This is a genomic window from Salinimicrobium xinjiangense DSM 19287 (assembly GCF_000423585.1).
Lineage (GTDB): Bacteria > Bacteroidota > Bacteroidia > Flavobacteriales > Flavobacteriaceae > Salinimicrobium > Salinimicrobium xinjiangense.
This window is the reverse complement of sequence record NZ_AUIG01000008.1, coordinates 68898-82319: the sequence shown is the minus strand read 5'-3', so window position 1 is coordinate 82319 and position 13422 is coordinate 68898. Positions and strand designations below refer to the sequence as shown.

The 13422-nt window shown below is 43.6% G+C and carries 7 protein-coding genes; 4 read left to right on the top strand and 3 right to left on the bottom strand.

What is annotated here, in order from left to right; translation table 11 throughout:
• The first annotated feature begins 6 nt into the window (after positions 1 to 6).
• The 4 genes from uxuA to G564_RS0103970 are packed head-to-tail and all read left to right on the top strand — an operon-like array spanning position 7 to position 6185.
• On the top strand, positions 7 to 1155 hold the full coding sequence (gene uxuA, locus G564_RS0103985; RefSeq protein WP_245583653.1) for a mannonate dehydratase: 1149 nt from the start codon (positions 7 to 9) through the stop codon (positions 1153 to 1155).
• A 7-nt stretch (positions 1156 to 1162) separates the two neighbouring features.
• Complete coding sequence (locus G564_RS0103980) at positions 1163 to 2311, top strand: endo-1,4-beta-xylanase (RefSeq protein WP_029036523.1); 1149 nt, start codon at positions 1163 to 1165, stop codon at positions 2309 to 2311.
• 14 nt (positions 2312 to 2325) lie between these two features.
• The gene (locus tag G564_RS0103975; protein ID WP_029036522.1) at positions 2326 to 5181 is read left to right on the top strand and encodes a glycosyl hydrolase 115 family protein; all 2856 of its coding nucleotides are present in this window, start codon (positions 2326 to 2328) and stop codon (positions 5179 to 5181) included.
• Positions 5182 to 5198: 17 nt separating this feature from the next.
• Positions 5199 to 6185 carry an aldo/keto reductase gene (locus tag G564_RS0103970; protein WP_029036521.1) on the top strand — a complete coding sequence of 329 codons (987 nt, stop codon included), beginning with the start codon at positions 5199 to 5201 and terminating at the stop codon, positions 6183 to 6185.
• A 65-nt stretch (positions 6186 to 6250) separates the two neighbouring features.
• Here the strand turns inward: G564_RS0103970 and G564_RS0103965 are convergent, their stop codons facing one another.
• The 3 genes from G564_RS0103965 to purL all read right to left on the bottom strand — a co-directional run bounded on the left by G564_RS0103965 (position 6251) and on the right by purL (position 13357).
• Positions 6251 to 8026, bottom strand: coding sequence for an AMP-dependent synthetase/ligase (locus G564_RS0103965; RefSeq protein ID WP_029036520.1), 1776 nt, complete (start codon positions 8024 to 8026; stop codon positions 6251 to 6253).
• A 77-nt stretch (positions 8027 to 8103) separates the two neighbouring features.
• Entirely contained in the window at positions 8104 to 9282 is a 1179-nt protein-coding gene (locus tag G564_RS0103960) for a class-III pyridoxal-phosphate-dependent aminotransferase (RefSeq protein ID WP_051205294.1), read from the bottom strand.
• Positions 9283 to 9685: 403 nt separating this feature from the next.
• Positions 9686 to 13357 (bottom strand): phosphoribosylformylglycinamidine synthase, encoded by a 3672-nt coding sequence (gene purL / locus G564_RS0103955; RefSeq protein WP_029036518.1) that lies wholly within the window; start codon positions 13355 to 13357, stop codon positions 9686 to 9688.
• Positions 13358 to 13422 lie beyond the last annotated feature (65 nt).

Sequence of the window (13422 nt, the reverse complement as noted above, 5' to 3'; positions counted from 1 at the left end):
CAAACAATGCGCTGGTACGGCCCTAACGATGTACTCTCGCTGAAAGAACTAAAACAAGCCGGCATTACCGGGATTGTTACTGCACTGCACGAAATACCCGTCGGAGAAATCTGGACCGAAAATGCCATTTTAGAGAGGAAAGCAGAAATTGAAGACCACGGGCTCGAATGGAGCGTGATAGAAAGCCTTCCGGTACACGAGGATATAAAAAAGAGATCCGGAAATTATGAGCAGTATATAGAAAACTACAAGATCAGCCTGCGAAATATCGGAAAATGCGGAATTGAAGTAGTTGCCTACAACTTTATGCCCATCCTGGATTGGGTCCGCACAGATCATTATTTCGAAAATAAGGAAGGTGCGACGGTATTGAGATATGACCCGGTAACCTTTGCTTTTTTCGATCTTTTCCTGCTAAAAAGGAAGAATGTAGAAAAAGATTATTCCGATGCGGCTATTGCTGAAGCAAAGGAGCTTGGGGAAAAGCTTTCCTCAGGAGAAAAAGAGCAACTTTTCAAAAGCATCCTGCTTGGTCTCCCGGGAAGTAAGGAAAATTTTACTCCTGAGATCATTAAAGACCTGCTGGATAGCTATCAACATATCAATGATGAAAATCTAAGGGAAAATCTTGTTTCTTTCCTCTCGGAAGTGGCGCCTGTGGCAGAAGAAAGCGGCGTGAAACTGGCTATTCATCCCGATGATCCTCCGTTTTCTGTTTTAGGCCTCCCAAGAGTAGTGAGCAAACAAGAGGATCTCGAGTATATTTTCAGTAAAGTTGCAACTAACGCCAACGGACTATGCTATTGTACCGGTTCACTGGGTGCGAATCCAAATAATGATGTGCTGGAGATCTTTGATAAATTCAGTGACAGGATTCACTTTTTGCACCTGCGGAATGTAAGAAAAGAAGCTTCAGGGGTGTTTATGGAATCTGATCATTTAGATGGTGATGTCCCCATGACAGAGGTGATGAAGAGAATCCTGAAGCTGCAGCAATCTGCACAAAAATCCCTTCCCATGCGACCAGATCATGGCTATTTGCATTCCATGGAAAAAGATAAAAATTATTATGTCGGCTACTCATTTATTGGTCGCCTAAAAGGTCTTGCCGAGTTGCGCGGACTCGAACTCGGAATACTGGAAACCCTCAAATAAACAACAAATGATCCATTCAAGAATCCTTAAAAAATCAGCTTTTTTGCTGCTTTCAATTTCTCTCCTTACCGGTTGTAAAAATCAGACAGGGAATGAAGAACAGGCAGCTTTAACTACAGAAGAACAACAACAGGAAAAAGGTCTTAAAGATTATTATTCAGATTATTTTCCAATAGGAGTTGCAGTAGGACCGGGTACTATAAAAGGGGAATCTGCGGAACTTCTTAAAAAAGAATTCAACAGCATAACTCCCGAAAATGTAATGAAGATGGGACCTATTCACCCCGAGAAAGATCGCTTCAACTGGGAATATGCAGATGCTATGGCGGAATTTGCACGTGAAAATGATCTCAAAATGAGAGGACATGCCCTGGTATGGCATCAGCAAACCGGCGGCTGGATCTTTGAAACTGAAGATGGAGGCAAAGTTACAAAAGAGGAATTGCTGAGCAGGATGAAAACCCATATAGATTCTGTAGTTACCCGCTATAAAGGAACGATCTATTCCTGGGATGTGGTCAACGAAGCCATAGCTGATAATCCTGATGAGTTATTGAGAAATTCTGAGTGGTATGAAATAGCAGGGGAAGATTTCCTAATTAAAGCTTTTGAGTATGCCCGTGCAGCTGATCCCGATGCAAAACTATATTATAATGACTATAATGCCATTATTCCGGAAAAACGAGATCGCATCTATAAGCTTCTCAAGATGCTTGTTGACCGGGATGTGCCGATTGACGGTGTAGGGATACAGGGACACTGGTCGATTTATGGTCCTTCAGAAGAGGAGTTGAGGAAAGCGCTCGACATGTATTCCTCTTTAGGTCTTGACGTTCAGATCACCGAGCTGGATGTTTCTCTCTATCCGTGGGAAAAAGAACAGCGCGAGCGAAGACCGGAGGATGTGGATGAATTCACACCCGAGCTGGAACAACGGCAAATAGAAGCTTATGAAATGTTCTTCAGGGTTTTTAGAGACTACAAAGATGTTTTAACGGGAGTGACTTTCTGGAATCTTTCAGACCAGTATACCTGGCTGGACCACTATCCGGTGGAAGGCAGGAAGAATTATCCGCTTTTATTTGATGAGGAGATGCAGCGAAAAAAGGCCTATTACAAAGTTGTAGAATTTGCGGGTGAGAATGAAGTAGAATAGTTAAAATAAAAAGGATGATTCCCCCAAACAATACTTCAGGTAAAATTATATTTTTTCTACTTATACTGGGAATAGGTCCGTCGCTTTTTGCACAGGAATCGTATATCTATACCTCTCAAAAAGGGGATTATTTCCCATTGGTTTCCCCGGACAAATCTGCTGCAATTTATATCGACCAGGGTGATTTTAAAGGCGTTCATCGCGCAGCCGAAGATCTTCAAAAGGATATAGAGCGGGTTACAGGAAAGTTTCCGGAACTGTACCGCACTGCTGAAGTTTCTACGGGTACACCTGTCATCATTGGAACTTTGGGTAAAAGCAGCCTTATTGACCAACTGGTTCAGAATAATAAGATCAAAGTTTCTGAAATAGAAGGAAAGTGGGAAACATTTGCTATCCAGGTGGTGCAAGATCCGCTTCCCGGGGTGGAACAGGCACTGGTGATCGTGGGAAGTGACAAACGCGGAACTATTTTCGGCGTGTATGATGTTTCCAAAGAAATCGGGGTTTCTCCCTGGTATTATTGGGCCGATGTTCCTGCAAAAAAATCGGATGTTCTTTATGTACAGCCGGGGACACATACAAAGGGCACTCCAAAAGTGAAATATCGCGGTATATTCATTAACGATGAAGCCCCGGCTCTTGCAGGCTGGGCAACAGAGAATTTCGGCGGATTTACCAGCGGATTCTATGAGCATGTATTCGAACTCATTCTTCGTATGCAGGGCAACTACCTGTGGCCGGCGATGTGGGGAAGAGCTTTTTACGATGATGATCCTCAGAACCCGGTTCTGGCAGATGAATACGGCATGGTGATTGGAACTTCCCACCATGAACCTCTAATGCGGGCGCACGACGAATGGAGGCGCTTTGGGGAAGGGGAGTGGAATTATAATACGAATCCGGAGAAGCTTCAGCAGTTCTGGAGAGGGGGAATAGCACGAATGGGGGATTATGAGAGTGTGGTCACAGTTGGAATGCGTGGTGACGGCGATGAACCAATGACCGAAGGTACGGCGATTGAGCTCCTGGAACGTATCGTAGCAGACCAGCGGGAAATCATTTCAGAAGTGACCGGAAAACCGGCAGCAGAAACTCCGCAGGTTTGGGCACTATATAAAGAGGTTCAGGATTATTACGATCAGGGAATGAGAGTTCCCGATGATGTGACACTGTTATTAGCAGATGATAACTGGGGGAATATTCGCAAGTTGCCAAATCCTGAAGATAAGCCACGGGAAGGAGGCTACGGAATCTATTATCATTACGATTACGTGGGAGGTCCAAGAAATTACAAATGGATCAATACCAACCAGATCTCCCGGGTTTGGGAACAAATGAACCTGGCATACGAATTCGGGGCAGACGAGCTGTGGATCGTAAATGTGGGAGATATAAAACCCATGGAATATCCCACCAGCTTCTTTCTGGACTATGCCTGGGATCCTACAAAGATTGGAGCGAGGGATTTGAGGGGATACACTGAAGATTGGGCTGCGAGACAGCTGCCGGAAGAATATTCCGAAGAAATTGCAGATATTCTTCTTACTTATTCAAAGTACAATAGTCGTAGAAAACCGGAATTACTAAGTCCGGAGACTTACAGCCTTACCCATTTTAATGAAGCTGAGAGGGTTGTCAAAGAATACCGGGATCTTGAAAACCGGGCTGAAGCGATATACAAAAAGATACCTGAAGAATATAAAGATGCCTATTTCCAGATTGTCTTGTTTCCTGTCAAAGCATCGGCAAACCTCAATGAGTTGTATGTTTCGGCTGCAAAGAACAATCTGTATGCAGAGCAGGGCAGGGCAGTGGCTAATAAATATGCTGTCAAAACAAAGGAGCTTTTCGATAAAGATGCTGAGCTCACAGATCAATATCACACAGAATTGGCCGATGGCAAATGGAATCACATGATGTCCCAAACCCACATTGGTTATACCTACTGGCAACAGCCCGATCAAAATAACATGCCCGAAGTTCACAGGATAGATATTCCTGAAAAGGCCCAAATGGGAGTAGTGGCACAGGGTTCCAAAAATGTGAAAATTGATGATGCTTCCGTAACCAGCTTACCTGTTTTTGATCCCTTTAATGATCAGGAGTATTACGTGGAGATATTTAATAAAGGTCAAAAGCCTTTTCAGTACAAGATTCAGAAGAAATCGTCCTGGATAGAGGTTTCCGAAGAAAAAGGTATTGTTGAAGATCAAAAGAGACTTTTGGTAAGTGTAAATTGGGAGAAGGCTCCAAAAGGGCAAAGTCAAGGCTCCTTCAGGATTAAAGGAACGGGCGCTGGCATAACAGTAGAGGTGCCAATCAATAATCCTGTAAAGGAAGATATTAAGGGTTTTGTAGAAAGCAACGGCTATATTTCTATAGAGGCCGCTAACTTTACAAAAAACTATCAGAAAAATGGTAGTGGCTGGCAGCTGGTTCCCAATCTTGGAAGAACAGGATCTGCAATGACTTCTTTTCCGGATGAGCCTGTTCAACAGGAAATCTCCAAAGAAAGCCCTCATCTTTCCTATAAATTTCATAACTTAAGTAGAGGCGAGGCTGAGGTAGTTTTTTATTTGTCACCGACTCTGGATTTCAGAAATCAGGGAGGTCTTAAATTTGCTTTCTCCATAGATGATAGGGAGCCTCAGGTGATCAACATGCACGAGCAAACCAAAGACAACTGGAATACTTCTGTAGCGAATAATGTTACCAAAGTAAAGACCAAAATAAATCTTGAGCCGGGCAATCATACTTTAAAGGTGTGGGCAATGGAATCTGGGATTGTACTACAGAAGATCCTTATAAAAACCGGTGAAGAAAAAGAGACATATTTAGGACCACCTGAGAGTGCGAAGGTGGAATAGAATAAAATAAGATTGTAATGAAATATAGAATTTTAGGAAAAACCGGATTTGAGATTTCTGAAATTTCCCTGGGAACCTGGCAGGTTGGGGGAAAATGGGGATCGGGCTTTGACAATAAAAAAGCGGAAGAGATCTTAAACACTGCTATTGATAATGGGATAAACTTTATTGATACTGCAGATGTTTATGAGGACGGGCTCAGTGAGGCTGCAGTTGGAAGAGTAGTCAGATCCAGGTCCGAAAAAGTTTATGTGGCTACCAAATGCGGCCGTAAAATTTCTCCTCATACAAATGAGGGTTATACTCCTGAAATTCTCACCAAATTCGTTGAAGACAGTTTGAAAAATTCCGGTTTGGAAAGGCTTGATCTTATTCAGTTGCACTGTCCGCCAACCGATGTTTACTACAGGCCCGAGATCTTCGAAACCTTTGACAGGCTCCAACAGCAGGGTAAAATAGATAAACTGGGAGTGAGTGTTGAGAAAGTGGAGGAGGGGATCAAAGCCATTGAATATGACAATGTTTCTACGGTACAGATCATATACAATCTTTTTCGCCAGCGGCCCCAGGAGAACTTTTTTACACTCGCACGGCAGAAGAATGTTGGGATCATTGTGAGAGTTCCTTTAGCAAGCGGACTTTTGACCGGGAAATTTAGTAAAGACTCCCATTTTTCTCCCGAAGATCACAGAAATTTTAACCGTAATGGGGAAGCATTTGACAAGGGGGAAACATTTGCCGGGGTTAATTTCAATCGGGGAGTAGAGGCAGCTAATGCACTCAGGTCCATTTTTCCTGACAAAGAAAATCTTGCACCTATGGCTTTAAAATGGATCCTGAGAAGAAAAGAGGTGAGTACCGTAATTCCCGGAGCTTCAAAAGTAGAACATTTAATTTCCAATCTCTCGGTAGAGGAAACGCCCGAACTCACTGAAGAGCAGATCCTGAAGATGAACAAGATCTATGATGATTATGTGAAGGAGGAAGTTCATCAACGCTGGTAGATGATTGCAAAAAATGGCCGGGTAATTTTTCCCGGCCATTTTTACTCCATAATTATTTAAATATCCTATTTCTCATAAATACCATCATACAATTTTTGGTATAACTTAATGATATTCCGGCGTTTAAGTTTCATTGTAGGAGTAAGGTGTTCTCCTTCAATGCTCCATACATCGGGAGTGAGTTCGAATTTTTTGATCTTTTCCCAGCTTCCGAATTTTTGGTTGTAGAAATCTACTTCTTCCTGGATACGGGCTTTTACCTGTTCATTATTGATCAGGTCAGCATTACTTGGACCAACTTCTACGTGTTTTCTTTTTGCCCATTCCCGAACAAAATCAAAGTCTGGCTGAATTAGAGCTGCAGGCATTTTTTCCCCTTCTCCAATAACCATAAGTTCGGCAATAAAACGGGATTGCTTCAGTTGGTTTTCAATCACCTGAGGTGCAACATACTTTCCGCCGGAAGTTTTGAACATCTCCTTCTTCCTGTCGGTGATCTTCAAAAATCCATCGGCATCTAATTCTCCAATGTCTCCGGTGTGGAAAAATCCATCTCCGTTAATGACCTCCTTAGTTTTTTCGGGTTCTTTATAATAACCTTGCATCACGTTGGGTCCTTTACAAAGTATTTCGCCGTCTTCAGCAATCTTTACCTCTACATTTTTAAGCACCCTTCCTACGGTTCCAATTTTAAATCCGCCGTTTCGCTGATCATTTACTGAGATTACCGGAGAAGTTTCAGTAAGTCCGTAGCCTTCCATCACAGGAATTCCCGCTGCAGCGAAAACTCTCGCCAGCCTTGGTTGCAGAGCTGCACTTCCTGAAACAATAAGTTCTATTCGTCCCCCCAATCCTTCTTTCCATTTAGAAAAGACCAGTTTACGGGCCAGACTTAACTGAGTTTCATACCACCAGCCATTTGCACCATAGGGCTCATATTTAAGACCGAGTTCCACAGACCAGAAGAATAATTTCTGTTTTATTCCGCCAACTGTTGAACCTTTTGCAATGATCTTATCATAAACTTTTTCAAGCAGTCGCGGTACAGCCGAAATTACATGCGGTTTTACCTCCTTGAGGTTGTCACTTATCATATCTATTGACTCCGCAAAATGAATGGACACACTGTAATACTGGTAGAGGTACAGGATCATACGCTCAAAAATGTGACAGACCGGAAGAAAACTCAGGGCCACATAACTTCCGAAGTCAAATGGTACACGTTCAGAACTTAGCAGTACATCACTTACAATGTTCTTATGGCTAAGCATCACTCCTTTAGGTCTTCCTGTTGTTCCCGAAGTATATATAAGGGTGGCAAGATCATCTTCTTTTACTGCGTTTTTCCGCGCTTCAACTTCCTCCTGATTGGAAGTGTCTTCACCCAATTTCAGGATTTCGCTCCAATTATCTGCACCGGCGATTTCATCGAAAGTATAAACCCCCTTTAGCTGAGTATTTCCACGGATGGTATTTAGCTTGTCGAGTATTTCTTTATCTGAGACAAAACAATAAATAGATTCACTGTGATTGATCACGTACTCATAATCTTCTTCAGAAACCGTGGGGTAAATAGGTACGTTCTGCGCGCCCACCTGAAGGATACCAATATCAACAACATTCCATTCTGTGCGGTTATTCGTAGAAATAACTGCGATCTTGTCATTCGGTTGAATCCCGAGACGAAGCAAGCCGCGGCTCACCGCATTGGCTTTGTCAATGTATTCTTGTGTAGTGAGAGCCTCCCAGGTGCCGTTACGTTTGGTAACCAATGATTTTTCCAGTGGTGCATTTTCCAGCTGAAAATAGGGGAAATCGAATAATCTTTTTATTTCAATCATTTATTGATTTGTTAGAATAGCTCATGCAAAATAGCAAAAGAAGCATCTATTTCAAATTTTTTTTAATAATAGTCATTTTAAATGATCTTCTTTAATAAATTAATCCCTTCGTGCACAATTTCCCGGGTCATTTGAAAATTTGGAAGGAAGAGGAGAGAAGAACCTTCGGTATTCATTAACAACCCCTCCTTTAAAGCTTTCTCTTTCACATTTGAAGCATATTCTTCATCCTGAAGGTCAATACCAATCGCTGCTCCTTTAATTCTTATTTCAGGATCTTTAGGAAAATTGATTTCGGAAATCTCTTCCTGAAAACTCTTGCTTATTTGCTCAATATTTCTGAAAAGCCTTTCTCTGTTCGACTTCAGGTATTTAAGTGCCGCCAGGGAGGCGTCAACGGCTAAGGGATGCCAGCCATAGGAAGAATATAAGCCTATCTCTCCGCCCACTTTTTTATCTATTTCGGGGGTAGTGATGACTGCGCCCATAGGAGCATGACCTGCCGTGATAGCTTTGGCCATACATAAAATGTCAGGTTCAATATCAAAATGCTCTGTTGCAAACATTTTCCCGGTGCGACCAAATCCTGTAATGGCTTCATCCATGATGAGCAGTGTACCGGTTTCTTTACAGATGCGATTTAAACCCGACATAAATTCATCTTCCGGAATTACCACTCCCATATTGATAATGATTGGCTCCATGATCACCGCTGCCACCTCTTTTCCCGATAGAAGGGATTCTACTTCTTTCAGTTTTTCTTTGTTTAGTGGCGGCTGAATCTTTTCGCAACCGCTGAGAAGATTTGGGAACTTCTCCTGCTTTTTTGTTGCGCCAACACTTAATGCAGCAATCGTATTACCGTGATAACTTCCTTCTACGGAAAGAATTTTTTTCCTGCCGGTATACATGGTAGCCATTTGCAGGGCTGCCTCCACAGCTTCAGAGCCGCCGGTCATTCTGTAGCTCTTCTGAAGTTTTCCTGGAGTGAGTTCGGCCAGGAGTTCCGCAAGTTCTGTCCAGGGCTTATAATAGAAATTGGGGTAAATATAAGATGGTCTGTCGCCGTTCTTTATGGCATCTTCAATCTCCTTTATTCCCCAGCCGAGATTGCCGACTCCGGCACCGCCCAGGAAATCCACATATTTTTTCCCATCTGCACCAAAAACATAACTGCCTTCAGCTTTTACTACTTCCAGATCCATCGGCGGATTCCCGCGTCCAAAGAATTTTTCGTCTTTTTCTTTAATTGTCATAATTCAGCTTTTCTTTTTAAGGTAAGAAATATCAGGATACACAGGTGTTATGAAAAGGTGAAAGCCTTTTTTTAAGTGGTCAGTGGTCAGTGGTCGGTGATCAGTGGTCAGAAAAATTATTGTGACCCATTTGTAGACACAGGTTTCAACCCGGGGTAGAATCAAGAAAAAAGGCATCCGGACATATTTTATCCGGCGATTACTGCGTAAACCGAAGACAGCCCTTTAGGGGCGACACATTTATAGCCCCGGGTTTTAACCCGGGGAGAGTGGAAAAAACAAATGAATAGAGCCCTGTAGGGGCGAAACATTTTCACCCCGGATTTTGTCCGGAATTTGTTGGGAAAATAAAAAGCTCCTGCTGTAAGACAGGAGCTTCAAAAATGTCATTTTTAAGAGGTAATTATTTCTGTTTCTCCAACCATACCCTTGCATTGACAAAGGCCTGGATCCACGGAGTGATCTTGTCATTCCTGTCTTTGGGATAATGTGCCCAGTTCCAGGGGAAGGTTGATCTTTCCAGGTGGGGCATCATCGCCAGGTGACGGCCATTGTCGCTTACGATCATGGCAGTGTTGTAATGAGAACCATTCGGGTTGGAAGGATAGGTTTCATAACCATAAGTCCCAATGATCTTGTAACGATCCAGTTCGTATGGGAAACTGAATTTCCCTTCCCCATGTGCTGCCCAAATCCCAAGCCTGGTGCCTGAAAGTGAATGCATCATCACAGAGTCATTTTCTGCGATCTCCATGGAAGTGAAATTACATTCGAATTTATGGGATTCATTGTGCAGCATTTTTGGCTTCTGCTCATGGTCGGGATGTAAAAGACCTAGCTCCATGAATAGCTGACAACCATTACAAACTCCAAGAGATAATGTATCCTCTCTTGCGAAGAAGTTATCTAATGCAGCTTTCGCTTTCTCATTGTAAAGAAAGGCACCGGCCCATCCTTTGGCGCTTCCCAAAACATCAGAATTTGAGAATCCGCCCACGGCCGCAATGAATTTAATGTCCTCAAGGGTTTCTCTTCCGGAAATAAGGTCGGTCATATGCACGTCCTTCACATCAAATCCCGCAAGGTCCATGGCATAGGCCATTTCTCTTTCTGAATTCGATCCTTTTTCTCTGATGATTGCCGCTTTAATCCTGGGCTTGTCACCTCGAGCGGAGTCGAGAGGTAGCTTTCCTGCAAAACCTTCAGGAAACCTGAAGTGCAGTGGTTGTTTGGCGTAGTTCTTATAACGTTCGGCCGCATTATCTCTTCCGCTTTGCTTTTGATCGAGCAGGAAGGAAGTTTTGGACCAGGTATCTCGAAGCGCCGGAATGTCAAACTTCAGCGTTTGATCTCCGTTCTTAATTTTTAAAGTTTTGCCTTCAGTCGCTTTTCCGATCCTAAAGAACTCGATTCCTTTTTCCTTTAAAATGCTTTCTACGGAAGCATCTTTTGCCTGAAAAACGATTCCGGCGTTTTCTGCAAAAAGCACTTTCACGCTGTCTTTTTCTCCCAACTTTATAAGATTCAATTCGGCTGCAAGGTCCACATCTGCGAAACACATTTCCAGAAGGGTAGTGATCAATCCGCCGGAGGACACATCGTGGCCGGCAAGGATCAGATCTTTTCTGATCAATTCCTGTACTGCATTAAAAGCAGCGGCGAATTTCTTATTGTCTTTAATAGTTGGAGTCGCAGATCCAACTTTGTTTAGAATTTGTCCGAAAGAAGAACCTCCGAGTTTAAAGCTGTCCTGCGAAAAATTGATGTAATAAATAGCGCCTCCGTCTTTTTGAAGTACGGGTTCGACTACTTTTTTAATGTCGTCACAATGTCCGGCTGCCGAAATGATCACCGTTCCCGGAGCCAAAACGTTTCCGTCTTCATAACGCTGTTTCATTGAAAGAGAATCTTTCCCGGTAGGCACATTGATTCCGAGGGAGATCGCAAAATCTGAAACTCCCTGCACGGCCTCATAAAGTCTTGCGTCTTCCCCTTCATTGTTACAAGGCCACATCCAGTTAGCTGAAAGCGAAACCGATTTTAAGCCTTTTTCAAGGGGTGCCCAAACAATATTTGTAAGTGCTTCGGCAATGGAATTTCTTGACCCCGCAACAGGATCGATCAAGGCGGAAACAGGGGAGTGGCCAATCGAGGTAGCAACCCCTTCCTTTCCTTTGTAATCCAGAGCCATCACTCCGCAGTTGTTAAGTGGCAACTGAAGCGGACCTGCAGTTTGCTGTTTTGCCACCCTTCCGGTAACACATCTATCGACTTTATTGGTCAACCAGTCTTTGGAACCTACTGCCTCAAGTTGCAGCACCTGTTCCAGGTATTTATGCAAATTCCCCTGAGCATATTCCACCTCTGCGTAAGTATGCTCAACGGTTTTGTCTTTCATTATTGTCTTCGGAGAACTTCCAAACATGTCTCCCAAGGCGAGATCCATAGGTTTCGCACCCGATTTTTCACTTTGGAAAGTGAAGTTTCGATCTTCGGTCACATGGCCCACAGCGTAGAGCGGAGTCCTTTCCCGGTCGGCGATCTTTTTCATTTGCCGAAGATCTGTTTCAGAAATGATGAGCCCCATCCTTTCCTGGGATTCATTCCCGATGATCTCTTTAGCCGAAAGTGTTGGATCTCCCACCGGAAGCTTGTCCAGGTCGATCTTTCCGCCGGTGTCTTCCACAAGTTCGCTAAGGCAGTTCAAATGTCCGCCCGCACCATGGTCGTGGATAGAAACTATAGGGTTTTGATCTGCTTCCACCATTGCACGAATGGTATTGGCAGCACGTTTTTGCATTTCGGGATTGGATCTTTGGACGGCATTGAGCTCAATTCCGCTGCTGAATTCCCCGGTGTCTGCCGAAGAAACAGCTGCTCCTCCCATTCCAATCCGGTAGTTTTCTCCTCCCAAAACAACGATCTGATCTCCCTTTTTCGGCGCTCCCTTGATAGCCTGATCAGCTTTTGCGTAGCCAATTCCGCCGGCCAGCATGATCACCTTGTCATAGCCTAAAGCTCGTCTGTTTTCAGAATGCTCAAATGTAAGAACAGAACCTGCAATAAGTGGCTGCCCGAATTTATTTCCGAAATCTGAAGCTCCGTTGGAAGCTTTGATCAGGATGTCCATTGGAGTTTGATACAGCCACGGCCTGGCTGGAAAAGCGTCTTCCCATGGCCGGTTTTCTTCAAGCCTGGAATAAGAAGTCATATATACAGCAGTTCCCGCCAATGGCAATGAACCTTTCCCGCCGGCAAGCCTGTCGCGGATCTCCCCACCGCTTCCGGTGGCAGCTCCGTTGAAAGGTTCGACAGTAGTAGGGAAATTATGGGTTTCTGCTTTTAAGGAGATAACCGATTCAAAATCTTTCTTGTAGTAGAAATCAGGTTTATCGGCCGATTTCGGTGCAAATTGCTCCACAACCGGACCTTTAATAAAAGCCACATTATCTTTATACGCGGAAACAATTTCATTCGGGTTTTCTTCCGAAGTTTTTCTTATCAGCTTAAAAAGAGAGACAGGCTTCTGCTTTCCGTCGATCTCGAATATCCCGTTAAAGATCTTGTGACGACAATGTTCTGAGTTTACCTGGGAGAATCCGAAAACCTCAGAATCTGTGAGCTTACGGCCGATCCTTTTTGAAAGATCTTCGAGATATTCCACCTCTTCGTCGTTAAGCGCCAAACCTTCCTGGTTGTTGTAAGCAGCGATATTCTCTACTTCCTTTATAGGTTCCGGTTCGATATCTATAGTGAAAATGTCCTGATCCAGCCCGTTGTATTTTTGGGAGATCATAGGGTCATAGCCGGTGTAGTGATCATCGACTTCAATGAATTCCTCAATACGGCTGATGCCTTCAATTCCCATATTTTGGGTGATCTCCACGGCATTTGTACTCCAGGGGGTGATCATGGCGGCACGGGGACCAACAAAAAAATCTGCCAGGGCAGATTTATCTAAATGTTGTGCGTTTCCGAAGAGCCAGTTTAATTTGACGATGTTTTCAGCCGAAAGTGCCTTGTGGGTTTGAACCGCATACACCTTGTTTGGCTTGTTTCCGAAGAACAGGATCATTCTCTGTGTTTTAGTGTGTTGTTGTAAGGAGACAAATTTACATTTTTTGAAGGAACTCCTTCCGA

Coding starts and splice junctions, on each gene's coding strand:
- uxuA (WP_245583653.1), top strand. CDS start 7: ATGCGCTGGTACGGCCCTAACGATGTACTCTCGCTGAAAGAACTAAAA.
- G564_RS0103980 (WP_029036523.1), top strand. CDS start 1,163: ATGATCCATTCAAGAATCCTTAAAAAATCAGCTTTTTTGCTGCTTTCA.
- G564_RS0103975 (WP_029036522.1), top strand. CDS start 2,326: ATGATTCCCCCAAACAATACTTCAGGTAAAATTATATTTTTTCTACTT.
- G564_RS0103970 (WP_029036521.1), top strand. CDS start 5,199: ATGAAATATAGAATTTTAGGAAAAACCGGATTTGAGATTTCTGAAATT.
- G564_RS0103965 (WP_029036520.1), bottom strand. CDS start 8,026: ATGATTGAAATAAAAAGATTATTCGATTTCCCCTATTTTCAGCTGGAA.
- G564_RS0103960 (WP_051205294.1), bottom strand. CDS start 9,282: ATGACAATTAAAGAAAAAGACGAAAAATTCTTTGGACGCGGGAATCCG.
- purL (WP_029036518.1), bottom strand. CDS start 13,357: ATGATCCTGTTCTTCGGAAACAAGCCAAACAAGGTGTATGCGGTTCAA.